This window comes from Myroides sp. C4067, assembly GCF_038039665.1.
GTDB classification, from domain to species: domain Bacteria; phylum Bacteroidota; class Bacteroidia; order Flavobacteriales; family Flavobacteriaceae; genus Flavobacterium; species Flavobacterium odoratimimum.
The window spans coordinates 143,955-169,323 of sequence record NZ_JBBPHJ010000002.1; the positions used below are offsets into that span (position 1 = coordinate 143,955).

Annotated in this window: 17 protein-coding genes and 1 pseudogene; 9 read left to right on the plus strand and 9 right to left on the minus strand. The window is 35.6% G+C overall.

The annotated features are described in order from the left end of the window. Window positions 1-359 precede the first annotated feature (359 nt). Window positions 360-3,122 (plus strand): bifunctional aconitate hydratase 2/2-methylisocitrate dehydratase, encoded by a 2,763-nt coding sequence (locus tag AABL87_RS01950; protein ID WP_058699427.1) that lies wholly within the window; start codon window positions 360-362, stop codon window positions 3,120-3,122. Between the two features lie 87 nt (window positions 3,123-3,209). Here AABL87_RS01950 and AABL87_RS01955 read toward each other — a convergent pair whose 3' ends face one another. Beyond that, a complete protein-coding gene (locus AABL87_RS01955; protein ID WP_006256794.1) occupies window positions 3,210-3,674 on the minus strand; it encodes an OsmC family protein in 465 nt (154 codons plus the stop codon). 306 nt (window positions 3,675-3,980) lie between these two features. Between AABL87_RS01955 and AABL87_RS01960 the strand changes: the two genes are divergently transcribed. The 3 genes from AABL87_RS01960 (at window position 3,981) to AABL87_RS01970 (ending at window position 8,439) form a co-directional block, all read left to right on the plus strand. Continuing rightward, window positions 3,981-6,242, plus strand: coding sequence for an aconitate hydratase (locus tag AABL87_RS01960; RefSeq protein WP_006263118.1), 2,262 nt, complete (start codon window positions 3,981-3,983; stop codon window positions 6,240-6,242). 134 nt (window positions 6,243-6,376) lie between these two features. Then, window positions 6,377-7,696 (plus strand): solute carrier family 23 protein, encoded by a 1,320-nt coding sequence (locus AABL87_RS01965; RefSeq protein WP_058699428.1) that lies wholly within the window; start codon window positions 6,377-6,379, stop codon window positions 7,694-7,696. A 173-nt stretch (window positions 7,697-7,869) separates the two neighbouring features. Beyond that, the gene (locus tag AABL87_RS01970) at window positions 7,870-8,439 is read left to right on the plus strand and encodes a TlpA family protein disulfide reductase (protein ID WP_058699429.1); all 570 of its coding nucleotides are present in this window, start codon (window positions 7,870-7,872) and stop codon (window positions 8,437-8,439) included. Window positions 8,440-8,512: 73 nt separating this feature from the next. Here AABL87_RS01970 and AABL87_RS01975 read toward each other — a convergent pair whose 3' ends face one another. Together AABL87_RS01975 and AABL87_RS01980 are read right to left on the minus strand one after the other, a co-directional pair. After that, window positions 8,513-9,961, minus strand: coding sequence for a glyceraldehyde-3-phosphate dehydrogenase (locus AABL87_RS01975; RefSeq protein ID WP_006256790.1), 1,449 nt, complete (start codon window positions 9,959-9,961; stop codon window positions 8,513-8,515). Window positions 9,962-10,074: 113 nt separating this feature from the next. Beyond that, window positions 10,075-11,475 (minus strand): S1C family serine protease, encoded by a 1,401-nt coding sequence (locus AABL87_RS01980; protein ID WP_341276872.1) that lies wholly within the window; start codon window positions 11,473-11,475, stop codon window positions 10,075-10,077. A 134-nt stretch (window positions 11,476-11,609) separates the two neighbouring features. Here AABL87_RS01980 and dapF point away from each other — a divergent pair, with 134 nt between their 5' ends. From dapF to mltG, 3 genes are read left to right on the plus strand one after another with little or no spacing between them, the layout of a single operon-like run. Further along, complete coding sequence (dapF, locus tag AABL87_RS01985; protein ID WP_341276873.1) at window positions 11,610-12,392, plus strand: diaminopimelate epimerase; 783 nt, start codon at window positions 11,610-11,612, stop codon at window positions 12,390-12,392. Between the two features lie 5 nt (window positions 12,393-12,397). Continuing rightward, window positions 12,398-12,922: a GNAT family N-acetyltransferase gene (locus AABL87_RS01990; protein WP_025125167.1), complete on the plus strand. Its 525-nt coding sequence runs from the start codon at window positions 12,398-12,400 to the stop codon at window positions 12,920-12,922. Window positions 12,923-12,930: 8 nt separating this feature from the next. After that, a complete protein-coding gene (gene mltG, locus AABL87_RS01995; protein WP_006256786.1) occupies window positions 12,931-13,968 on the plus strand; it encodes an endolytic transglycosylase MltG in 1,038 nt (345 codons plus the stop codon). Between the two features lie 339 nt (window positions 13,969-14,307). Here mltG and AABL87_RS02000 read toward each other — a convergent pair whose 3' ends face one another. From AABL87_RS02000 to AABL87_RS02010, 3 genes are all read right to left on the minus strand, one after another. Continuing rightward, a complete protein-coding gene (locus tag AABL87_RS02000; RefSeq protein WP_326367973.1) occupies window positions 14,308-15,780 on the minus strand; it encodes an efflux transporter outer membrane subunit in 1,473 nt (490 codons plus the stop codon). Window positions 15,781-15,792: 12 nt separating this feature from the next. Next, a complete protein-coding gene (locus tag AABL87_RS02005) occupies window positions 15,793-18,942 on the minus strand; it encodes an efflux RND transporter permease subunit (protein ID WP_225581668.1) in 3,150 nt (1,049 codons plus the stop codon). 69 nt (window positions 18,943-19,011) lie between these two features. Continuing rightward, window positions 19,012-20,160, minus strand: coding sequence for an efflux RND transporter periplasmic adaptor subunit (locus tag AABL87_RS02010; protein ID WP_006256783.1), 1,149 nt, complete (start codon window positions 20,158-20,160; stop codon window positions 19,012-19,014). 311 nt (window positions 20,161-20,471) lie between these two features. On the opposite strand from AABL87_RS02010, the gene AABL87_RS02015 reads away from it, so the two are divergent. Continuing rightward, window positions 20,472-22,013: a YifB family Mg chelatase-like AAA ATPase gene (locus tag AABL87_RS02015; RefSeq protein WP_006260801.1), complete on the plus strand. Its 1,542-nt coding sequence runs from the start codon at window positions 20,472-20,474 to the stop codon at window positions 22,011-22,013. Here the strand turns inward: AABL87_RS02015 and AABL87_RS02020 are convergent. From AABL87_RS02020 to AABL87_RS02030, 3 genes are all read right to left on the minus strand, one after another. Further along, window positions 22,010-22,789, minus strand: a complete 780-nt coding sequence (locus tag AABL87_RS02020) for a hypothetical protein (RefSeq protein ID WP_006256780.1) — start codon at window positions 22,787-22,789, stop codon at window positions 22,010-22,012. The genes AABL87_RS02015 and AABL87_RS02020 overlap by 4 nt on opposite strands. Window positions 22,790-22,863: 74 nt before the next feature. Next, window positions 22,864-23,718 (minus strand): KPN_02809 family neutral zinc metallopeptidase, encoded by an 855-nt coding sequence (gene ypfJ, locus AABL87_RS02025; RefSeq protein WP_006256779.1) that lies wholly within the window; start codon window positions 23,716-23,718, stop codon window positions 22,864-22,866. Window positions 23,719-24,164: 446 nt separating this feature from the next. Next, entirely contained in the window at window positions 24,165-24,932 is a 768-nt protein-coding gene (locus AABL87_RS02030; protein ID WP_006256778.1) for a hypothetical protein, read from the minus strand. A gap of 192 nt (window positions 24,933-25,124) precedes the next feature. Here AABL87_RS02030 and AABL87_RS02035 point away from each other — a divergent pair. Continuing rightward, window positions 25,125-25,360 (plus strand): annotated as a pseudogene (locus AABL87_RS02035) (IS5/IS1182 family transposase); the annotation flags it as partial. Window positions 25,361-25,369: the final 9 nt, after the last annotated feature.

A 25,369-nucleotide genomic window follows, 5' to 3' on the forward strand; every position in this document is an offset into this window, starting at 1 on the left:
TGTCGTTTTTTTTATGTTTAGGGGATAAATATCGTAATATGATATATTAAGCATTAAAAATTAATTAATTTCAGAAAAAGAGGTTCTGTTTATTAAAACTATTGAATTTAATTCAGTAAAGAAGAATGTTTGTAAATAATATTTTTTGTATTTGTAGGATTCATTAAAAACTTTTGAAAATAAATTAGTTTGCTTAAATTTGTGCTGACAAAAATTCAAAGTGATAAACTAAACATAATTATCTAAACTAAGAAGGATGAGTATGTGAGGATTAAGCTTAGAAAAAGAACTAATACAAAATAACATGTATAGGTTGATACAGGGTTCTATCCTCAACCTTTTATTAAATAGACATAACTATGAGTCTTTACAAGGATTACATCAACGAGATCGAAGAAAGAAAAACTCAAGGGCTTAATCCTAAGCCAATTGACGGTGCTGAACTATTAAGTGAAGTTATAGCACAAGTAAAAGATGCTGAGAACGAATACCATGAGGATTCTCTTAAGCTTTTTATTTATAATGTTTTACCTGGTACTACTAGTGCTGCAGGTGTTAAAGCAAAGTTTTTAAAAGAAATTATCTTAGGTGAGGTTGTAGTAAAAGAAATTACTCCAGCTTTTGCATTCGAATTATTATCTCACATGAAAGGGGGACCTTCTATTGAGGTTCTTTTAGACTTGGCATTAGGTAATAATGAAGCTATCGCTTTAGAAGCTGCTAAAGTACTTAAGACACAAGTGTTCTTATACGATGCAGATACATTACGTCTAAAAGAGGCTTTCTTAGCTGGTAATGCTATTGCTAAGGATATCTTAGAGAGCTATGCTAAAGCGGAGTTCTTTACAAAACTTCCTGAAGTAGCTGAGAAAATAGAGGTAGTAACTTTCATCGCTGGTGAAGGAGATATCTCTACTGACTTATTATCTCCGGGTAACCAAGCTCACTCTCGTTCTGACCGTGAGTTACACGGACAGTGTATGATCACTCCTGCTGCTCAACAAGAGATTAAAGCGCTACAAGCTGCACACCCTGGTAAGAGTGTAATGTTGATTGCTGAGAAAGGTACTATGGGAGTAGGATCTTCAAGAATGTCTGGAGTAAATAACGTGGCTTTATGGACAGGTAAACAAGCTAGTCCTTATGTACCATTCGTAAACATTGCTCCAATCGTAGGTGGTACTAACGGTATTTCACCTATTTTCTTAACTACAGTTGATGTAACTGGAGGTATCGGACTTGACCTTAAAAACTGGGTGAAGAAAACAGATGCTAATGGAGAGGTAGTTCGCAATGAAAAAGGTGAGCCTGTATTAGAACAAGTTTACTCTGTTGAGACTGGAACTGTATTGACTATTGATACAAAATCTAAAAAATTATATAACGGAGAACAAGAGCTTATCGATATCGCTAAAGCACTTACTCCACAGAAAATGGAGTTTATCAAAGCTGGTGGTTCTTATGCTATCGTATTTGGTAAAAAGATCCAAACTTTCGCTGCGAAAGTATTAGGAATAGAAGCTCCTGTGGTTTTCGCTCCTTCAAAAGAGATTTCTATAGAAGGACAAGGACTTACTGCTGTTGAGAAAATATTCAATAGAAACGCAGTAGGAGTAACTCCTGGAAAAGTGTTACACGCAGGATCAGATGTACGAGTAGAAGTTAATATCGTTGGGTCTCAAGATACAACAGGATTAATGACTGCTCAAGAGTTAGAAGCGATGGCTGCTACAGTTATTTCTCCTATCGTAGATGGTGCATACCAATCTGGATGTCACACTGCTTCTGTATGGGATAAAAAAGCACAGACTAATATCCCTAAGTTAATGAAGTTTATGAATGACTTCGGGTTAATTACAGCACGTGACCCTAAAGGGGAATACCACTCAATGACTGACGTTATTCACAAAGTATTGAATGATATTACAATTGACGATTGGGCTATCATCATCGGTGGTGACTCTCACACTAGAATGTCTAAAGGGGTTGCTTTCGGAGCGGATTCTGGAACAGTAGCTTTAGCATTAGCAACAGGAGAGGCTTCTATGCCAATTCCTGAGTCAGTGAAAGTTACTTTCAAAGGAGATATGAAGCCACATATGGACTTCCGTGATGTAGTGCATGCTACTCAATCTCAAATGTTACAACAATTCGGAGGAGAGAACGTATTCCAAGGTAGAATTATCGAGGTTCATATCGGAACTCTTCTTGCTGACCAAGCATTTACATTTACTGACTGGACTGCAGAGATGAAAGCAAAAGCTTCTATCTGTATTTCTCAGGATGATACTTTAATCGAGTCTTTAGAAATCGCTAAGAGCCGTATCCAAATCATGATAGAGAAAGGTATGGATAATAGTAATAAAGTTCTTCAAGGATTAATAGATAAAGCAAATAAGAGAATCGAAGAGATTAGATCTGGTGAAAAACCAGCATTAACTCCAGATGCTAATGCTAAATATTATGCTGAGGTTGTGATTGACTTAGACATCATTGATGAGCCTATGATCGCTGATCCAGACGTAAATAATGATGATGTATCTAAACGTTATACTCACGATACTATTAGAGAGCTTTCTTTCTACGGAAGTGATAAGAAAGTTGATTTAGGTTTCGTAGGATCATGTATGGTTCACAAAGATGACTTAAAGATTGTTTCTCAAATGCTTAAAAACCTTGAAAAACAAAATGGTGAGGTTAAGTTTAATGCTCCATTAGTAGTGGCTGCTCCGACTTATAATATCATTGATGAGTTAAAAGCTGAAGGAGATTGGGAATATTTACAAAAATACTCTGGATTTGAGTTTAGTGATTTATTGCCAAAAACAACTAACCGTACAGAATACGAAAACATTATGTACTTAGAACGTCCTGGTTGTAACTTATGTATGGGTAACCAAGAGAAAGCGGCTAAAGGTGATACAGTAATGGCTACATCTACTCGTCTATTCCAAGGACGTGTAGTAGAAGATTCTGAACGTAAAAAAGGAGAGTCTTTATTAGCTTCTACTCCAGTAGTAGTACTTTCTGCTATCTTAGGAAGAATCCCTACTATCGAAGAGTATAAATCTTCTGTAGAAGGAATTAACTTAACGAAGTTCAAACCAATTCCTACTAAATAATATACGCTAAATAGAAATATTTAAATGTAGTTAATATAGAACGAGCCTATCTAATATTAGATAGGCTCGTTTTTTTATGGGATCACGTTAATCAATGCATTGTGCATGATGTTCTATTTCAAAATTGCAAGAATTAGCAATAAAGCAAAGTTTGTTGGCTTGAACATGTAGTTGTAGCGCTAGTTCTTTTTGTGATTCATCTCTGATGCGTACTATCGGATTTAAAACCACTTTGGTTATACGTCCACTACCATCATCATTTAGTACTAACGTAGCCTCCGAATTATCTTCATAAGCAAGCACTTCTATATCGTGTTGCTGGCATACGTATAAATACGACATCATATGACATGATGTAAGAGCGCTTAGCAATAAATCTTCTGGATTTAGCAACGTAGGGTCTCCTTTAAAGGCTTTGGCTGCTGAAATAGGTAAAATATCTTTTCCTTCTATTTTGATGGTATGGCTTTTAGCATACACCTTTTTGTTCGACTCTTTTTGCTTGTCGATAGCAATCCAATTTAGCGCAGCTTTAAAAAGATGTTTGTACATGGTGTTTGTTTTAAATAAGACGATGAATTCATAAGTAGCATTTGCTTACCTATATATCATAGTTGGCGAGTTTAGGTAAGGGCAATAATTCCTCTTATTAGTTTGATTCAAATTTAAACAAAATACTCAACTAATCATTTGTTGTGATATTATACTTAGACATAGTATTATAGTCTATTTTGTAAACTTATTTCAATTAAATAGAATCATTTTAAATATATTGTTTTAACATTTATATAGAATTTATTAGAGGTAAAAAACTGTAAATTGTCTTAATAATTTAAATTGTAAAAAAAGAACTTTATTATGGCTTTTGATATTGAAATGATTAAAAAAGTGTATGATAAGATGCCTGACCGCGTAGCGAAAGCTCGTGAACTAGTAGGTCGTCCATTAACACTTTCAGAAAAGATTTTATATACTCACTTATGGGATGGAACACCATCACAATCATTTGAGAGAGGTAAAGACTATGTAGACTTTGCACCAGACCGTGTAGCGTGTCAAGATGCAACAGCTCAGATGGCTTTATTACAATTTATGCACGCTGGAAAAGAAAAGGTAGCCGTGCCAACTACAGTACACTGTGACCACTTAATCCAAGCAAAAGTAGGTGCTGCTACAGATCTTCAAACAGCACAAAACCAATCATCAGAGGTGTTTAACTTTTTATCTTCTGTATCTAATAAATATGGTATTGGTTTCTGGAAACCAGGAGCAGGTATTATTCATCAAATTGTACTAGAGAACTATGCTTTCCCAGGAGGATTAATGATTGGTACAGATTCACATACAGTTAATGCTGGTGGTCTAGGTATGTTAGCTATAGGTGTAGGTGGAGCTGATGCAGTAGATGTAATGTCTGGCATGGCTTGGGAATTAAAGTTTCCTAAATTAATAGGTGTGAAGTTAACTGGTAAGTTAAACGGTTGGACTGCCCCTAAAGACGTTATTCTTAAAGTAGCAGATATTCTTACTGTAAAAGGAGGAACTGGAGCTATCGTAGAGTATTTCGGTGAAGGAGCTACTTCTATGTCATGTACAGGTAAAGGTACTATTTGTAATATGGGAGCAGAGATAGGTGCGACTACTTCTACATTTGGATACGATGATTCAATGAGAAGATATTTAGCAGCTACAGGTCGTCAAGATGTAGTGGATGCTGCTGATAAGGTAGCTGAACACTTAACAGCAGATGCTGAAGTGTACGCTAACCCAGAAAAATACTTTGACGAGTTAATAGAAATAAACTTATCAGAATTAGAACCACATATTAATGGACCTTTTACACCAGATAGAGGAACTCCTGTGTCAAAAATGAGAGCAGAAGCAGAAGCTAACGGATGGCCATTAAAAGTAGAATGGGGATTAATAGGTTCTTGTACGAACTCTTCTTATGAAGATATGTCTAGAGCGGCTTCTATTGTAGAACAAGCAGTAGCTCAAGGAATCACTCCTAAGGCAGAATTTGGTATTAACCCAGGTTCTGAACAAATTCGTTATACAATTGAAAGAGATGGTATCATTGAGACTTTTGAGAAGATGGGAACAAAAGTATTTACCAATGCTTGTGGGCCATGTATCGGTCAATGGGATCGTGAAGGAGCTGATAAACAAGAGAAAAACACTATTGTTCATTCGTTTAACCGTAACTTCTCTAAGCGTGCGGATGGTAACCCAAATACCCATGCTTTTGTAACATCTCCTGAAATGGTAGCTGCTTTAGCTATTGCTGGTGACTTAGGTTTTAACCCTATCACAGATACACTAATTAACGATAATGGAGAAGAAGTAAAATTAGTACCTCCTACAGGTGATGAATTGCCGACTAAAGGTTTTGCAGTAGAGGATCCTGGATATCAAGCACCAGCTGCTGATGGTTCAAATGTAGTAGTAGATGTAAACCCTACTTCTAGTCGTTTACAATTGTTAGAGCCATTTACTCCATGGGATGGAAAGAACATTACTGGAGCTAAATTGTTGATTAAAGCTTTTGGTAAATGTACTACAGACCATATTTCTATGGCTGGTCCTTGGTTGCGTTTCCGTGGACATTTAGATAATATTTCTGACAATATGTTGATAGGAGCAGAGAATGCTTTTAATCATGAGACAAATAAAGTGAAGAACCAACTGACAGGTGCTTACGGAGCAGTACCTGCAGTACAAAGAGAGTATAAAGCAGCTAATGTTCCTACTATCGTAGTAGGAGATCAGAACTATGGTGAAGGATCATCACGTGAGCACGCAGCTATGGAGCCTCGTCACTTAGGGGTAAAAGCTGTATTAGTGAAGTCTTTTGCACGTATTCATGAAACAAACCTAAAGAAACAAGGAATGTTAGCTTTAACGTTTGCTAATGAAGCTGATTATGATAAGATAAAAGAAGATGATACAATCAACTTCTTAGATTTAACTGAGTTTGCACCAGGTAAACAGTTATCATTAGAGTTCGTACATGCTGATGGATCTAAGGACATCATCATGGCTAACCATACGTATAACGCTAGTCAAATAGAATGGTTTAAAGCAGGTTCTGCATTAAACTTAATTGCAGCAGGTAAGTAATTAACTCTACAATTCTATATTATAAAGGGTATCTCAATTGAGGTACCCTTTTTTTATCTGTTTGAATAGAGGTGTTATTAACTTTGAATTAACTAATTTTGCACTCTAGTTATAACTAGTAAACAAGACAACAAATGAGTGATATAGAGGATAAGAAAATAGTATTAGCAGTAGATGAGAAGCCTAAATTAGGGCAGTGGATTCTATTGAGTGTCCAACATTTATTTGCGATGTTTGGAGCGACAGTCTTAGTTCCTACCTTGACAGGAATGAATCCTGCTATAGCTTTAATATCGAGTGGTATTGGTACATTGGTCTTTATCTTTATAACTAGAGGGAAAGTTCCTTCATACTTAGGCTCTTCTTTTGCTTTTATAAACCCTATTATAGCAATGAAAGCTTTAGAAGCAGACCCTTCTTCAGGTATGCCTGTAGGCAGTTTTTTAGTAGGTAGTTTTCTTGTAGGAGTTGTTTATTCTTTAGTAGCATTACTAATTGCTAAGGCAGGTACTAATTGGTTAATGAGATTATTACCACCTATCGTAGTTGGGCCTGTTATTATGGTTATAGGATTAGGACTAGCGAGTACAGCCATCGGTATGGTGACTAATAATCCTCAAGGAGAATATGACTTAACTTATGTTATGATTGGCCTAGTTACATTAGCCATAACGATTATTACAGCAATATTTACCCGAGGTTTCCTTAGTGTTATCCCTGTGCTAGTAGGTATTGTAGGAGGTTATTGTTTTTCTGCAATCATGGGAGTAGTTCACTTCGAAAAAGTGATTGAAGCTAATTGGTTTGAAGTACCGAATTTTATGGTTCCTTTTGTACATTACGAGCCTACTGTGTCATGGTATGTTATTTTATTGATGTTACCTGTAGCTATTGTACCTATTGCAGAACATATAGGCCATCAGTTGGTGTTGAGTAAAGTCATTGATAAAGATTTAATAAAAGATCCTGGATTGCATAAGAGTATGTTAGGAGATGGAGTAGCTACTATGTTAGCCTCATTGATAGGAGGACCACCTAATACTACTTATGGTGAGAATATTGGAGTATTAGCTATTACAAGAGCCTTTAGTATATATATATTTATGGGAGCAGCATGTTTTGCTATTCTGTTTGGTTTTTGTGGTAAGATATCAGCTTTGTTAAGTACGATACCTGCACCTGTAATGGGAGGTGTTTCTATTCTCTTATTTGGTATTATTGCTTCGAGTGGATTGAGAATGTTAGTTGAGAATGATGTAGACTTTAAGGTAAAGAGAAACCTGATTATTTCATCAGTTATATTGATTATCGGTATCGGAGGAGCAGCTATTCATATAGGAGAATTATTCTCATTAGAAGGAATGGCATTGGCATCTATTATAGGGATAGTATTAAATATCGTATTACCAGGAAGAGTAGATGTGGACTTTGACGATATGTTTAGAAAATCTTAGTGCAGTTTTAGATAAGTACATTTTTTGTTGTGGCGACTTCTTTATATATTTAACTCAGAATACATTATAAAAAGATAAACGAAAAGTGATTGTACAATAATTATAACGTAGAATAGGTTTGTAGTATTTGTATAATGAGTATTCTAGATTTAAATATTGAATAAAGTAAGAGTATGAGTGAGAAGAATACCAAGAAGAAAGGATGGATATCTAATGCTATATTTATTATTGTATTAGGAGTTTTTTTATTTACTCCTTTAGGGGATAGTGTGAAGGTGTGGCTGAATAGGCTTGTGGCTATGAGTCCTAGCTTAGAGAAAGTCGAAAATCAACAAACAGTGAATTACGAGTCATGGCATTTAATAGATGAGCATGGACAAACTTTTGATTTAGATAAGACTAGGGGAAAAGTGGTTATCATTAACTTTTGGGCTACGTGGTGCCCTCCATGTTTAGCTGAGAAACCTAGCTTTCAAGAGCTTTATAACGATTATAAAGATAAAGCAGTATTTCTTTTCGTTACCTCAGAGTCTCCTGATAAGGTAAAGGCTTTTAAAGAGAAGCATCAGTATACTTTACCTATTTATTTTGAACAGAATGCAGCTCCTGCTGTCTTGTTTTCAGAATCTATACCAGCATCTTATGTAATAGATAAAAAAGGGAATATAGTAGTGCGTAAGTTTAGGGCAGCTGACTGGAATAGCTCTAAGTTTAGAGTAACACTAGACGAATTATTGAAATAAAAATGTAATACATAGAAGTATAAAAAAAGTCCAGCATTAGCTGGACTTTTTTATATATTAAGCTTACTATCTACTAATAGTAAGTATAACGTCTAACTTGAGCGATGTACTTAGCTAAGCGGATAACTTGGTGGCTATAACCATACTCGTTATCATACCATACGTACATAACTACGTTTTTACCATCTGCAGAAACGATAGTAGCTTTACTGTCAAAAATAGATGGAGCAGATGTTCCTACGATATCAGATGATACTAATTCGTTATTGATAGAATATTTAATTTGCTCTACTAAGTCTCCGTTAAGAGCAGCTTTTCGCATTACTTCATTTAAATCTTCTACAGAAGTTTCTTTACCAACCTCTAAGTTTAATACTACAAGTGATCCATTAGGTACTGGTACACGGATAGCGTTAGAAGTAAGTTTACCAGCTAATGATGGTAACGCTTTAGCTACAGCACTTCCTGCACCTGTCTCAGTGATAACCATGTTTAATGCAGCAGCTCTACCACGACGGTATTTCTTGTGCATATTATCTACTAAGTTTTGGTCATTTGTATATGCGTGGATAGTCTCTAAGTGTCCTTTTACTACACCGAAGTTATCTTCCATTACTTTTAAGATAGGAGTAATAGCATTCGTAGTACAAGAAGCAGCAGACCAGATATCTACTTGGTTTGGATCATACTCAGTGTGATTAACACCGTGAACGATGTTTGGTACACCTTTTCCAGGAGCTGTCAATAATACTTTAGAAGCACCTTTCGAAGTTAAGTGACGTTTTAAATCTTCATCAGTTTTAAAAGCACCTGTATTATCGATGATTAAAGCATTCTCAATGTCGTATTGAGTATAGTCGATTTCTTCTGGAGCATTAGCAGAAATCATGTGTACTGTAGTACCGTTAATGATTAAAGCATTGTTTTCAGGATCAGCGATTACTGAACCTTCGAAGTCTCCGTGTACTGAGTCATATTTAAGTAAAGAAGCACGTTTTTCTAAAAGAACTGCATCGTTTTTATCACGAGTTACAATTGCTCTTAAACGCATTTGTTGTCCTTTACCGATTTTATTCATTAACTCTCTAGCTAATAAACGTCCGATACGTCCGAATCCGTAAAGTACTACGTCTTTAGGTACTAATTCTTCTGTTTCTTTAGCGTCTTTTAATTTAGAAATAACAAAGTCTAAAGCATTGCTGTGCTTGTTGTCTTCTAAGTGATATTCATAAGTTAAACGACCGATATCGATTCTAGAAGGTGGTAAGTCAGCTCGTTGAATCGCTTCAGCTATTTCTACAGAATCAAAAATATTGATTGGTTTCCCAACAAATTTTGCAGCATACTCATGTAAGTTAATGATATCGCTAACGCTACGGTCAATAAGTTGGTTACGGAACATCAATAGTTCAATAGACTTGTCATACCATAGGTCACTAATAATCTTAATAAACTCTACGCATGCTTTTCTACGATCTGCTTGAAAAGCTAATTCTTTCTCGTAAAGACTAGTATTTTTCATATATTAAATTGTGTTGTGATAAATTACTGCAAAAGTCTGTTTTTTTAATGAATTAATCAAGTTGGAAAGTTTAAAATACTCTTTTTAGTGTATTTATTGGGTGAACCTTACGATTATATTAGTAAACGAAGGTATTCTCCGTTTTTATTCATTAAAGTGAGCTTTATTTTTTGATTTTGATTAACCTGAGAGTCGATATTTTTAATTTGATTGATGTTAGAAACTTTAATATCATTGATAGAAAGGAGAATACTGCCGATCAAATCGTCTTCATATTTCGCAAAATCCTTGTCTAATATCTTCGTTATTTTAAATCCGTAGTTGATGTTTAGTTCTTCTTTTTCGACTGCATCTAATTCTTGTAATTCTAATCCTCTAAACTCTATTTTGCGAGGTTCATTCTTGCCTAGTGTTATAGAAGTACTATGCGTATCGTTACCCCTTAGATATTCTATTGTTACTATATCTTTAGGGCGTTTAGTATTAATGATTGAGCGGAGGTCTACAAAGGTCTTAATCTCTTTATTGTTAATCTTAGTGATAATATCTCCATTTTTCAATCCAGCCTGAGCCGCACCTGAGTTCGATATGATATCTTGAATATAAAAACCAAAAGAAGTATTGCTAATGTTGAGCTCTTTGACAATTTGAGGAGTTAATTCATATCCAGATACCCCTAGAGTAGCATTCTGTACATTTCCATATTCTAATAAATCCTCAACTATCTTACGCGTTACATTAGAAGGGACAGCGAAGGCGTACCCTACATAAGCACCTGTGTTAGACGAGATCATGGTGTTAATACCGATTAATTCTCCTTTAGTATTGACTAAGGCACCACCACTATTACCAGGGTTGATAGCGGCATCTGTTTGTATAAAAGACTGAATACTTGTCTTAGATAGATTACGAGCTTTAGCAGATACGATACCTGCTGTAACTGTAGAGGTTAAGTTATAAGGATTACCTACAGCGATAACCCATTCTCCTAGTTGAATGTCGTCAGAATCTCCAAATACGATATAAGATAATTTCTCTTTTGGTTCTATTTTTAATAGTGCGATATCCATTTCTTTATCCGTACCGATTAGTCTCGCTTTATACGTTTCATTATTCGAGAGTGTCACTTCTAGTTCAGAAGCATTAGCGATCACGTGGTTATTCGTGACGATATAACCATCTTCAGTAATGATAACACCTGACCCTGTTCCTATCTGAGGTTTTGGCGAAGGCTTATACCCATAGAATAGTTCCATAATAGGGTTAGAACGAGAAGATACGTAACTTAGATTTTTGACGTGAACTACTGTATTTACAGTATTTTCAGCAGCTTCAACGAAATCAATAGACGAATTTGGGATAATAGAAGATTTAGTAGTAGAAAGTGCAGAGGGTAGATCCTCTACTTTACTTAGTTCAGTATTGTTTTGATTTTCAAAAAAATACTTATAACCAGCCAGTGTCATACTACCACTTAATAAACAAATTAAAAAAACACCTAAGATCTTTTTCATATATAAATCTATTAATTAAATAAGACTAAAATTAATAAATAAAAATTTGAACAAAATGATGTTTAACCATCACTTAACACCGTGTTTTAACATACATTATTTGTATTTTTACCACTTTAAGTAAGATTAGCTATATGTTGAGATTTTATAAATATCAGGGAACTGGTAACGATTTCGTAATGATAGATAACCGCACTAGTTTTTTTCCTAAAGAAGACAAGGAATTAGTAGCACATTTATGTCATAGACGCTTTGGAATAGGTGGAGACGGTTTGATTTTGTTAGAAGAAGCAGAAGGATATGATTTTAGAATGGTCTATTATAATGCAGATGGAAGTGAGAGTACTATGTGTGGTAATGGAGGTAGATGTCTAGTAGCCTTTGCGAAACAATTAAAAATAATTAATGACAATTGCCGTTTTATAGCTATAGATGGAGAACATACCGCTACCATTAGTAGCGAGGGAATAGTATCACTACAGATGATCAATGTGTCTGGGATAGAGATAGAGAAGTCATACAGCTTTTTAAATACGGGATCACCTCATCATGTACAGGTAGTGAGAGATTTAGGAAGTTATGATGTATTCGGTATAGGACAAGAGATAAGAGAGAGCGAATTATATGCACCAGGAGGTACTAATGTAAACTTCGTAGAGCAGGAAGGACCTAATCATTTCAGAATACGCACATTCGAGAGAGGGGTAGAAGACGAGACGTTATCTTGTGGTACAGGAGCTACTGCAGTAGCTATCTCGATGTATGCTCAGGGGAAGTGTGATCACAATGAAGTGAAGATAGATGTAGAGGGAGGAAGTCTGACGATTAGTTTTGAGACAGAGGATCGTATTAGTTATAGAAATGTAGTATTAAGCGGACCAGCCAAACTAGCGTTTGAAGGGACAATACAAATATAAAAAAGATGTTACATATTCGTGGGAATGCTATATTTTTACGTGCTTTAGAGCCAGAAGATTTAGAATTTATCTATCAGATAGAGAATGATGTTGATCTATGGGAAGTTAGTAATACGGTGACACCTTATAGTCGCTTCTTGATTCGACAGTATTTAGAGAATGCTCATCTCGATATCTATGAAGTAAAGCAGTTGCGATTAGTAATCTGTGATATAGATACAGAACAGGCATTAGGGTTAATCGATCTATTTGAGTTTGACCCTAAGAACAATAGAGCAGGTGTAGGTATTGTAATCCAACACCCAGAGGATAGAGGGAAAGGAGCAGGAGCAGAAGCATTAGAATTAGTTATTAATTATGGCAAAGAAGTATTAGGTTTGCACCAGCTGTATGCTAATATTTCGGTAGATAATTATCCTAGTCAACAACTGTTTTTAAAATACGGTTTTAAACTAGTAGGTATAAAGAAAGATTGGGAAAGAGTTGGCGGAGTTTATAAAGACGAAGCGTTGTATCAATTATTATTTTAAATAAAATTATGAAGTTAAAAAACATCTTAGTTATTCTAGTTGTTCTAGGGGGATTTGGACTATTAGGATACTTGTATATATGGTATGGTAAGGCGTTTTCGCCTAATTTAAAAGGTTGGGATGAAGAACAGTTTATCTACATTAAGCAAGAAGATAACTTTCATTCTGTATTAAAGGTATTAGAACCTTATCTAAATGATAAAGAAGGTTTCGTAGAAATAGCAGAACAACGCAGTTATCCGTCTAATGTATTCAGTGGTCGTTTTAAACTTAGAAACGGAATGAATACCTATGACATCATCGAGGCACTTAGAAAGAATGTACCTGTGCGTCTAACGTATAATAACCTTGAGCGAATAGAAGATTTCGCAGGGAGATTAGGTTCTATGTTTGAGACGGATAGTATAGGTTTCTTAGAGACGTTCTATGAACCTAGTTTCTTAGAAGAAAACGGATTTACTAAAGAAAGTGTATTAGTCTCTTTCTTACCTGAGACATATGAATTCTATTGGAATGTAAGCCCTTTGAAAATCCGTAATAAGATGCATAAGGAGTACATCCGATTCTGGAACGCTGAGCGTCAAGAGAAAGCAAAAGCTCTAGGGCTAACACCTGTAGAGGTATCTATCTTAGCTTCTATTGTTCAGAAAGAAACGAGTAAAGCAGACGAGAAAGAAAAAGTAGCAGGAGTGTACCTAAATAGAATTAAGTTAGGAATGCCGTTACAAGCAGACCCTACTGTAGTATATGCTAAGAAACTACATACTAATGATTTTAAACAAGTGATCAAAAGAGTGTATCTAAAGGATACTCAGATACCATCACCTTATAATACGTATCAGAATACAGGACTACCTCCAGGACCTATCTTTATGTCAGATCAGTCTAGTATAGATGCAGTGTTGAATGCAGAGAAACACGATTATGTGTACTTCTGTGCAAGTGTAGATAGATTAGGATATCACGAGTTTGCGGTAACACTAGCTCAGCATAATGCTAACAGTAGAAAGTATAGCGCATGGCTAAATCAAGCAGGTATCAATTAAAAAAATAATAGAAGTAAGCTGTCTAATTTTGGACAGCTTTTTTTATATTTATACTTCTGAAGTAGAATATAAATATAGTTTATAGGGATTTAATGTTGTATGACTTTACTATAAATACTCATGCTGTTTTGTTTCGAATGAGTCCGTTATGAGTCCGTTATGAGTCCGTAGTGAGTCCGTTAATTTGTATAAAATAACGGAGTGAGTATGGATATACGATATAGGTACTAATGAGGAACCTGCAATCAGATTAGATGCTAGCTAAAATAAGAGTAATAAAAAAGGCTGTCCATGGACAGCCTTTTCTGGTATAGATTATAAGAGTATAAATGTGGAGTACTATTTCCATCCACCACCAAGAGCTTGGTATAGTTTTACTCTTGAAATTAGTTTGTTCTGTTTTAATTTGTTTAGGTTCAGCTCACTATCTAGCATATTCTTTTGTGCATTGATAATCTCTATATAGTTGGCATATCCACTGTTAAACAGTAAGTTAGATTGCTTTACCCCTAATCTAGAAGTCGCTACTTGCTCTTCAGCGATCTCTATCTGCTCTTTCACTGTCTCTAATGTGATTAAGGCATCAGATACTTCTGTGATAGCTGTATAGACGGACTTCTGAAGGTCTATTTCTGCTTTTTCTCTTTCTATTTTAGCTACTTCATAATCTGTTTTTAGTTTTCGCTTATTAAATAGAGGAGCGGCTACATCACCTATTAATCCACCGAATAAAGAACCAGGTATATTAAACCAATTCTTACCTAACATACTATTTAATCCTCCCGTTACATCTATTGTAAGAGAAGGGTATCTGCTAGTCTGTGCTACACCTACTCTTGCATTACTCGCTTTTAGGGCTAGTTCTGCTTGTTGTACATCAGGACGCTGGCTCACTAAGTATAGTGGTACTCCTGTTGTCAGTGTTTCTTGGTAGTTGACCTCTGCTAACTTAGCATCTCGCTCGATAGCATCTGGTAGCTGTCCTGTAAGCAGGGATAACGCATTCTCCTGAACTGCTATTTGCTGTTTTAGAGAAGGGATTAACGCCTTTGCTACTAGCATTTGGTTACGCGTCTGTTGAATAGCAAGAGAGGTGGTCTGACCTGCATCTCGTTGTAGTTCAACTATCTTTAGGGTATTCTTCGTCAATTCATAGTTAGACTGAGCTACTTCCATCTGAGCATCTAGCAGTAGTAAGTTATAATATCCTTCTGCTATATTAGCGATTAGAGTAGTCTGTACCGCTTTGCGAGCTTCGTGAGTCTGTAGATAGTTCGCTAGAGCTTCAGCACTCATGCTCTTCATCTTTCCCCAGACGTCTAATTCCCAGCTTACACTTAGAGAAGAGACGTATTGAGCAGAGTTGACATACATATTCTCAGGAGCGTCTTTCCCTTTGTTTTCGTAGTATTTACTTGCTGCTGATCCATAGTAATTAGAAGAGCGATACTGATAAGCTACATTGCCAAGTGTCATATCTACTGATGGCAGCCATTCTAGTTTAGCTTGTCTAGCCTTTTGGTCAGCTATTTCGATATTCTTTATAGCATTAGCCATATCGAAGTTGTGTTCTAATCCACTGTTGATTAATTCAATCAACTTCTCATCTTCAAAGAACGTCTTCCAATCAATATCAGCTATTCCTACCGAATCCCTAGTATTGTTGATAGAGTCTAGTTGACCTCTATACTGTTCTGGCAATTCGAATTCAGGTGCTTTATAGTTAGACTGTGGAGCACAAGAATGTAAGGCTAAAGCTGCGGAAACCACCGATACATATAAAGTGCTTGTTATAATTCTTTTTGTGTTCATGGTTTCTATCTTTTATTCATTAGTAAGTTTAGATTTAAGTTTTTCGTCCCAAGTCTGGAAGATATAGAATAATACTGGGATAATAAATATACCTGCAATTACTCCAAATATCATACCACCAGCAGCACTGAAGCTGATCGAGTGGTTTCCTTGAGCTGATGGTCCTACTGTAAACATCAACGGTATTAAACCTGCTACGAAAGCAAATGATGTCATTAGGATAGGTCTTAGACGCATTTTAGCTCCTTCTACGGCAGCATCGAATATCGACAATCCGTTTTTGCGCTGTTGTAGAGCGAACTCTACGATAAGGATGGCATTCTTCGCTAATAACCCGATCAACATAATCAATCCTACTTGTACATAGATATTGTTTTGTAATCCAGCGAGGTTAACGAATAGGGCTACCCCTAATAATCCTGTCGGTACTGTCAATAGAATCGCTACTGGTAATAAGTAACTCTCATACTGAGCACATAATAAGAAGTATACAAAGATGATACTTAGCCCAAAGATGATAATCGCTTGGTTACCCGAATCTTTTTCTTCTAATGACATACCTGTGTACTCATAAGAGTAGTTACCAGGTAGTTGTTCTGTTACTTCTTCTATCGCTTTCATCGCATCTCCTGTACTATATCCTGGTGCAGGATTAGCTTTGATAGAGATAGAGTTATATAAGTTATATCTAGTCACAGTTTCCGGACCTAATACTTTCTTCAGTTTAATCAAGGTATTAGCAGGTAGCATTTCTCCATCTTTGTTCTTTACATAGATAGAAGAGAAGGACTGTGGACTCTCTCTAAATGGGATGTCTGCCTGCATATATACACGGTACGTTCTACCGAATCTATTAAAGTCCCCTGCTTTTACACGACCATAGTAGTTCTTGATAGTAGTCATTAGGTCTTTTACACTTACACCTAACGATTTTGCTTTTACATAGTCAATTTCAAGTAAATACTGAGGGTAGTTTGCTTTAAATGAAGTAAAGGCATTCGATATTTCTTCTCTGTCATTTAATTGTTTAATTACCTCATCACTCACTTGGTTGAACTCTGTAAATCCACCTCCCATACGGTCTTGTAACACGAACTCAATTCCTCCAAAATCACCAAAACCAGAAATAGTAGGTCTAGGGAATACGTTAAAAGAAGCCTCGTGTATCTGTGATAAATCGCCTTGTATCTCTGCAATAATCTTGTCTATATTCTTTACTTTACCTCTTTCTTTATACGGTTTAAGGTTAATATACCCTACCGCAAATGATGGGCTGGCATTACCATCTATCGTATTATATCCTGAGATAGCTGTCATCCCTTCGATATCCGTACGCTGTTTTAAGATACTATCTGCTTTTGCTAATACTACCTTAGTACGTGCTAATGAAGCCCCAGGAGGCATGGCTAGAGAGTAAGTGATATAACTATCATCTTCTCTAGGGATAAATGAAGAAGGGGTCTTGTATAGATAAAGAACTCCAACTCCTATGATTAGAGCTAATCCTGCGATAGCTACCTTCTTGTTCGTAATTAACTTTTTGATCGTTACGACATACTTCTCTGTAAAACTGTCAAATGCAGTATTAAATGCAAAGAAGAACTTATTGCGTATTCTCTTAAAGCCTGCTTGAGGTTTCTGAGCAGCGTACTCTTCTCCTGATGGTTGCTTTAAGAATAATGCACATAGTGCAGGACTCAGCGTCAAGGCATTCACAGCAGAAATCAAAATAGCGAAGGCTAGGGTATAAGCGAACTGCTTATAGAATATCCCTGCAGGCCCTTGCATAAATCCTACTGGTAAGAATACTGCTGACATGACTAACGTAATAGAGATAATAGCTCTCGTAATTTCGTTCATCGTCGTGATTGTCGCTTCTTTTGCCTTCATTCCTGTATGATGCATCTTCTCGTGGATGGCTTCCACTACTACGATGGCATCATCCACCACAATACCAATGGCTAGTACTAAGGCAAACATGGTCAATATATTAATAGAGAATCCCATTAAATAAATAAAGAACAAAGTACCTACTAGCGAGATAGGAATAGCAATAACTGGAATAATCGTAGAACGGAAATCCTGTAAGAACAAGTAAACAATAATAAACACTAAGAAGAATGCCTCGAATAGTGTACTTCTTACTTGACTAATAGATTCGTCTATCTGCGCTTTTACAGAGTAGCTAATTTCATAATGCACTCCTTGTGGGAATGATTTAGACAGTCTTTCTAATGTTTTGCGCACTGCGATATCGATATCACGTGCGTTAGAACCGTTGGTCTGTGTAATATTCATCGTTAGACCAGGGTACCCGTTCACACTGTTATCACTACCTACGTTAGAGGCTCCGAACTCTACTCTAGCTACATCTTTTAGCAGTAGAACAGAACCGTCTTTATTCGTTTTAATAACGATGTTCTCGTATTGTTCAGGTAAGTTAAATCTCCCTTTGTGCTTTAAAGCAGTCTCAAAGGCTTCATCAGATGTCTCCCCAAAGCTACCTGGTGCAATCTCAAAGTTTTGATCTTTGATCGCACTGATGACATCTTGTGGAGTTAAACTATATAAGGCAAGCTTATCAGGGTTTAACCATGTTCTCATAGAGTAGTCACGAGCACCAATACGGCTCACAGAAGCTACTCCTGGTACACGAAGTAATTCACGGTTAATATTAATCTGTGTATAAGCTTGTAAGAAAGTTTCGTCATATACTTCTTCTGGGTGATCACTGTAGAAGTTGATCGTCATAATGTTACCACTAAGACGAGGAGTCACAGATATACCGTTCTCATTCACTTCTGATGGTAGATCACCAGCAGCTTTACTTACTCTGTTCTGTACGTTTACCGCAGCTTGATCAGGGTCAGTACCTGCTTTAAAGAATACGTTGATTGTTCCTGATCCACTGTTACTCGCTTTAGAGCTAATGTAGGTCATATTGTCTACCCCGTTAATAGATTCTTCTATCGGAAGTAAAACACTCTGAGCAACAGTCTCTGCATTGGCACCAGGGTAAGAAGTTGATACACTTACACTAGGAGGTGCAATCTCTGGGAACCTTGTAATTGGCAGTAAGGTAAGCCCTACTAGTCCTAGTAACACAAACATAATTGAGATTACAGTGGCTAATATGGGGCGTTCTATAATGGCTTTTAACATATTAAATTGTTTTGTAAGGCGAGTACAAATACTCTAAATTCTGTTTTTGTCTTTTGAATAGTACTTTGTCTAGTTTAAAGGTTTTACATACATCCCTTCAGTAAGTTTATCAAAACCTGTTTTGATAATTCTATCTCCGATTTGTAATCCTTCAGATACGATAAAGTTATTTCCTGACACTCCATTTAATTCGATAGACTGTAATTTTACTTTGTCTTCTTTATCTAAGATATAAACAAAAGTCTTGTCTTGTATAGAAGTAGTTACTTCTTGTGGAATAAGAATAACACGAGGATTTGTTTCTTTTAGTTTGATCGTTCCTGTATTACCTGATCTCATCACGTCTTTAGAGTTTGGGAATGATGCTCTTAAAGAAATAGAACCTGTTGTTCTGTTTACTTGTCCATTGATCATATCTACTTTACCTTTCTCAGGGTATTCGTGTCCATCTGCTAAGATTAGAGAAACGTCTGGTAAGTAGTGCCCATTGCTGATACTAGCTGTATCTGTTTTCTTATTGTCTTTGCTGAAGTATAAGAAGTCAGACTCACTCATCCCGAAGTACACATATACCTCACTCACGTCTGATAGTACAGTTAGAGGTTCTTTATCTCCTTTAGATACTAAGTTACCAATACGCTTAGGCATACGTCCGATGTATCCACTTACAGGTGCTTTTATAATAGTGTAGTCAAGACTAATCTTAGCACTATTAACAGCAGCAGTAGCTTTAGCCAAAGAAGCTTTCGCGATATCGTAGTTAGACTTTGCTGTTTCTAATTGTACCTGAGCGATAACCTCATTATCGATAAGAGGCTTTAGGCGGTCTATTTCTAGTTTTGCGTTTTTAAGTTTTGCTTTCTCTACATTTTCAGTAGCGATCATATTGTTTAAAACTTCTTGGTAAGGTAGTGGGTCTATTTGGAATAAAGGTTGCCCTTCTTTTACGAAAGCACCTTCATCTACGAAAATCTTTTCAAGTATACCTTCTACTTGAGGTCTGATTTCTACGTTTACTTTTCCCTCTATATTTCCTATATAATCTTTGATTGTAATTGCAGTTGTTGTATCTACTTTTATGATAGGTAAGGCTAAAGCATTTTCTTTAGGATCTAGTGTTTTAGATGAACCTATATTGCAGCTGTTAATTCCTATCAATGTACCAAACATAATCAACGCTGAAAATGCTACTAAAACTGTTTTTCTACTTGTAATCATAATTCTTTAAATACTATTTGTTGTTGTAGGTGAGAGTCTATCTCCACAGTAACCTTACTCAATACTAATGCCAAAACGACTTTATTTGTAATCAAAAACTAATTTAATAAATATAAATGTTTGATTTGTAGGTTTTTGTATTTGTTTTGTGTTATTGAGTAATAGTCATTATTGTTTAAATTTAACTAATCTTATTTATAAAAGTTGTTGCTTTTTGTGGTATCGCTCCACATATTGGCAAAGATAATGTTTTTAGAATAGTAAGAAATGATTGAATTTATTAGGTAAATATTAATTAATACTCATAAATTATGTTAACAAAGGTGTTTGGGAGCGCTGTATTTGGGATTGAAGCTACAACTATCACAGTAGAGGTACACATAGATGGAGGAGTAGGATATCACTTAGTAGGGCTACCTGATAATGCGATAAAAGAGAGCAGCTATAGGATAGCCGCAGCATTGAAGAATAACAGTTATAAGTTTCCAGGGAGGAAGATAACAATCAACTTAGCACCTGCTAATTTGCGTAAGGAAGGTTCTGCTTATGACCTAGTGATTGCTATTGGTATTTTGGCAGCTTCTAACCAGATGTCATTACAAGAAGAGTTGTCGGATTATATTATTATGGGAGAGCTATCCTTAGATGGTACTGTACAGTGTATTAATGGAGCACTCCCTATCGCTATAAAGGCAAAAGAAGAAGGGTATAAAGGAATTATAATTCCAAAAGAGAATGAGAAGGAAGCCGCTATAGTAGAAGGATTAGAGGTATATGGTGTCAGTAATATAAAAGAAGTGATAGACTTCTTAGAGGGAAAGGGGGAGTTAGTACCAGTGGAGTTAGACTTCACTAAGATGTTTAGTGAAGAGTCTGAGCATCACCTAGAGATAGACTTTAAGGATGTGAAGGGACAAGAGAGTATCAAGAGAGCGATGGAGATAGCTGCAGCTGGTGGGCATAATATCATCTTAATAGGTCCTCCAGGTTCTGGAAAGACAATGCTCGCCAAAAGACTACCAAGTATACTGCCTCCGATGACACTAGAAGAAGCATTAGAGACAACTAAAATTCACAGTGTAGTAGGAAAGGCAAAAGACTGTGGGCTGATGAGGTCTAGGCCCTTTAGAAGTCCTCACCACACTGCGTCATCTGTTTCTCTAGTAGGAGGGGGAAGTTATCCACAACCTGGTGAGATATCTCTGGCGCATAATGGGGTACTGTTTTTAGATGAGTTGCCTGAGTTTAAAAGAGAGGTATTAGAAGTGATGAGACAACCACTAGAAGATAGGGAGGTGACTATCTCACGGGCAAAGTTTACAATAACGTATCCTTCCTCATTTATGCTAGTGGCAAGTATGAATCCGAGTCCGAGTGGCTATTTTAATGATCCTAGTGCACCTGTCAAGTCTACACCACTAGAGATGCAACGGTACTTAAGCAAGGTGTCTGGTCCTCTGCTAGACCGAATAGATATACATATAGAAGTAAATCCTGTACCTTTTGAAAAATTGTCAGATAAACAATTGTCAGAACCAAGCCAAGATATCAGAGAGCGAGTAGTAGTGGCAAGAGAAGTACAATCAGATAGATTTAAATCTCATAAAGGAGTTCATTATAATGCGCAGATGTCTACTGCTCTGCTAAGGAAGTACTGTGCCCTACAAGAAGATTCGCTAAACTTATTAAAAACCGCTATGGATAAGCTAAACTTATCAGCCAGAGCCTATGATAGGATATTAAAAGTATCTCGCACAATAGCTGATTTAGATGGTTCAGAAAATATAAAGCCCCAGCACATAGCTGAGGCAATACAATATCGTAGTCTAGATAGAGAGGGATGGCTAGGTTAGCGCTGTTTATTCTCTTCTAGATTATATCCTATGACTTGTTTATACAACACAAAGTATACTGCGAATAAATAAGGTAAGACAAATAAAATACCAATAACAAAGAATAGTAAACCACTAATCAAAAAGAAGTAGTTCAGTATTATCGTTAGGATGATAGGGATAGGTTGTTTATTCACAACCATGATACTATTCTTTATTGCTGCAATAGGCTTTAGGTGCCCAAATATAATTAAGGGAATAGTGAATATGGTCAAAGTACTAATGATCCAGTTAATAGCCATAGAAACCATTTCAAGGTTTTGTAACTTTAAAGGAATAGTAATCGCCATAAAGACAAGTGATATCAATAAATGAGATATAAAGATATAAAGCCCTTTTATATTAAAGAAGTACTTAAATGCATTAAAGAAAGAAGGAACTTCATTTAAGTGTACTTGTGCATTTAATTTATAAAAACCACCTATAAGTATGCTTCCTAGAGCGCTAAATATAGCAAATGATACAAGATAATAATAGAAAAAAGGAGGTTCTGTTAGCTGTCTAGTCATTTCCTGAATTTGTTCTTGTAGAACATCTTGATTAGGATCTAAGGTGACGAATTGACTTAATATCAGAGAACCTAGTAGTGTCGCAGCAAAAAAGGTAAGTAATAAAGTTGTAATTACTAGTAAGAAGGTCTTTCTGTAGTAATTAAACGCTTCACTCATTACCTGAAATGGAGCTAGTGCAAAACTATTCTGTTTAATATTGTCTAGTATATCTTTTAAGTTTGTCATAAGGTTAGGCTCTTAAGAAGAGTCTTTTTAATTGTCTATAAATATTAGTTTGTTTGTGGTAGGAAGATGTGAATCTATCGGATAAAGTCAAAAGTATTTCCTTGCTTGATATCCGCAGTCTCGAATCCTTTCATAAACCACTCTTTTCTTTGTTTCGAACTTCCATGCGTGAACGAGTCAGGATTTACTTGACCTGTTACTCTTTTTTGTATTGCGTCATCTCCTACAGCTTGTGCAGCACTTAAGGCAATATCAATATCTTTAGCGTCTAAGTACTTTTGATTATACTTAGCCCACACACCAGCATAGAAGTCTGCTTGAAGTTCTAAACCTACGGATAGTTTATTCGCTTCTTTCTTACTCATACTTTGTTGAGCTTGGTGTACTTTACTATTAGTACCTAATAGAGTCTGTACGTGGTGACCTACTTCATGGGCGATAACATAAGCGATAGCAAAGTTACCTCTCTCTGCTCCAAAACGAGTGTGTAGTTCTTCAAAGAATCTTAAGTCCATATACACTGTTTCGTCAGCAGGACAATAAAAAGGACCTACCTCAGCAGTAGCATTACCACATTGTGTATTCACTTTATCATCGAATAGCTCCATTTTAGGCTCGCGGTATTGCATTCCGTTTTCTTTGAATATCTTGTGCCATACATCTTCAGTGTCAGCAAACATCACAGCTACCATCTTACCCATTTCTACTTCTTCTTGAGAAAGGTTTCTAGTTTCTACTTGTTCTGTTTGTTGACCTTCACCCATTTGTTCTAATACAGGAGCTATTTGTTTACCTGTTTCTCCTCCAAATAGGTATAGCAACATCGCTATAATACCAATTAAACCACCTCCTATAGCTGTTTTCCCAGCTGAAGATTTACCTCTATTGTCAGTAACGTTTTTACTTTCTCGTCTACCTTCCCATTTCATAATGAAAAATTTTTATTGCAAAAATAGGAAAAATAGAGGAGTATAGGTCAATATGTGAGAATATTGCTAGTAGAACGAATGTTTTAAAATAAAACATCCCTTTCTAAAATAACTAGAAAGGGATGATCTTTATGAAGTATTCTTTACTTTTGTAAAATAAAGGTTATAGAAATTTGCGTCACTAAACAAAATTTATAATCTCACGTACCTAGTACTTTACAAAGTTAGAATAGAGTGAGACATAGGGTCATATTTATCATGGAACATAAAGCGGAGATTTTGTGAATGATGCTGTTTATCTATTCATTAAAAGTCACTCTTTGAATATCTGATGAAATACTTCTTTTTACATAGAAATATAATGTGCCTATACCTCCTTTTATCAAGTAAGTCAAAAGTAATAAAGTTAGATTTACACTTTACCAAGTTTAAAAAGAAACTTTAAACTAGTTAATAGGCATAGCAAATATAAAATTTTCTCCATTATTACCAACATCCGCAGGTATAGACTCACTTGTTTCATCAACTCCTGCAAACCATGTCCATAACGTAACCTCATCGGCAGTAACCTCTACTGGTATTACACCTGTTAACATAGAAAAACCTCCGTATGTAGCTATAGAAGGAGATAACCATCCCGAAATATAAATACTAGTACTTATAAATTTAAACCCTGTTTTCGTATTAGAAGTATTACTACTACTTAGAGTTATTCTCACCCATTTATTTTTAGTAGTTGATGCAGAAGTATTACTTCTTAACAGTTGCCCGATATTAATAATCCATTTTCCTCGTGTTAAATTAATAGAAGCACCTAATAACACATGTGAAGCAACTGATTTTGTTGTAGTATTAGGTTCTCCTAATATTGTAGGTCTTATAGATGCAGGAGATTGCCACGTTCCTACACCATTTTCATTACTCATTAAAACCTTTGATTCACCTTGTGTACCATCAGCTATTCTAATAGCACCTCTTGTGTCACTCAAAATATCCAATTTAAAATTTGGATTAATAGTTCCTACCCCTATTTTTCCTTCTTCATCTAAAACTACATCATTTTTTATTTGTTCAGCATTCGGTTTTTCAAATAAAGGGTTGTCTTTTTTTCCATCAATGTGTAATGGTTGTAATGGTAATGAAGTATTTACTCCTAGTTGGGAATAAGCGACTTTAAATACAAACATACATAGGATAAAACATATTTTCTTCATGATTTTTTTTAAAAATAAATATATAGCTAAAGATGTTAATTTTTATATATTTTGTATAAAAATTAACAAAAAACAATTACTGCTGAATATTTTTTTCTTTATTAGCTACTTTAACTATACTAAATTGTTTTTAGTGAGTAGATTTAGTTTTAATCATCTTTAAAAAGGTGTTATGGAAAATAGTTTATTTAAATAATAGCGAATACCTGCCCTAATAAACGAAATGGGCAAGATAATGAAGATGATTATTTTGATGAAAAATCATAAAAAAAAGATATGTTATTGAAAGAACCAAGGCTTGGTTAGATAGCTTTCGCTCTTTACTAAATAGATTTGATACCACACTTTCTAGCTGGATGGCATGGAACTTTATAACTTTTATTGTTATAGAACTAAAAATACTTCAGCAAAATAAAAAGTTGAGATGACTTCTAATT

What these genes read in the sequence shown, in the direction of transcription:
- AABL87_RS01950 (WP_058699427.1), top strand. Translation starts at nt 360, where the DNA reads ATGAGTCTTTACAAGGATTACATCAACGAGATCGAAGAAAGAAAAACT.
- AABL87_RS01955 (WP_006256794.1), bottom strand. Translation starts at nt 3,674, where the DNA reads ATGTACAAACATCTTTTTAAAGCTGCGCTAAATTGGATTGCTATCGAC.
- AABL87_RS01960 (WP_006263118.1), top strand. Translation starts at nt 3,981, where the DNA reads ATGGCTTTTGATATTGAAATGATTAAAAAAGTGTATGATAAGATGCCT.
- AABL87_RS01965 (WP_058699428.1), top strand. Translation starts at nt 6,377, where the DNA reads ATGAGTGATATAGAGGATAAGAAAATAGTATTAGCAGTAGATGAGAAG.
- AABL87_RS01970 (WP_058699429.1), top strand. Translation starts at nt 7,870, where the DNA reads ATGAGTGAGAAGAATACCAAGAAGAAAGGATGGATATCTAATGCTATA.
- AABL87_RS01975 (WP_006256790.1), bottom strand. Translation starts at nt 9,961, where the DNA reads ATGAAAAATACTAGTCTTTACGAGAAAGAATTAGCTTTTCAAGCAGAT.
- AABL87_RS01980 (WP_341276872.1), bottom strand. Translation starts at nt 11,475, where the DNA reads ATGAAAAAGATCTTAGGTGTTTTTTTAATTTGTTTATTAAGTGGTAGT.
- dapF (WP_341276873.1), top strand. Translation starts at nt 11,610, where the DNA reads ATGTTGAGATTTTATAAATATCAGGGAACTGGTAACGATTTCGTAATG.
- AABL87_RS01990 (WP_025125167.1), top strand. Translation starts at nt 12,398, where the DNA reads ATGTTACATATTCGTGGGAATGCTATATTTTTACGTGCTTTAGAGCCA.
- mltG (WP_006256786.1), top strand. Translation starts at nt 12,931, where the DNA reads ATGAAGTTAAAAAACATCTTAGTTATTCTAGTTGTTCTAGGGGGATTT.
- AABL87_RS02000 (WP_326367973.1), bottom strand. Translation starts at nt 15,780, where the DNA reads ATGAACACAAAAAGAATTATAACAAGCACTTTATATGTATCGGTGGTT.
- AABL87_RS02005 (WP_225581668.1), bottom strand. Translation starts at nt 18,942, where the DNA reads ATGTTAAAAGCCATTATAGAACGCCCCATATTAGCCACTGTAATCTCA.
- AABL87_RS02010 (WP_006256783.1), bottom strand. Translation starts at nt 20,160, where the DNA reads ATGATTACAAGTAGAAAAACAGTTTTAGTAGCATTTTCAGCGTTGATT.
- AABL87_RS02015 (WP_006260801.1), top strand. Translation starts at nt 20,472, where the DNA reads ATGTTAACAAAGGTGTTTGGGAGCGCTGTATTTGGGATTGAAGCTACA.
- AABL87_RS02020 (WP_006256780.1), bottom strand. Translation starts at nt 22,789, where the DNA reads ATGACAAACTTAAAAGATATACTAGACAATATTAAACAGAATAGTTTT.
- ypfJ (WP_006256779.1), bottom strand. Translation starts at nt 23,718, where the DNA reads ATGAAATGGGAAGGTAGACGAGAAAGTAAAAACGTTACTGACAATAGA.
- AABL87_RS02030 (WP_006256778.1), bottom strand. Translation starts at nt 24,932, where the DNA reads ATGAAGAAAATATGTTTTATCCTATGTATGTTTGTATTTAAAGTCGCT.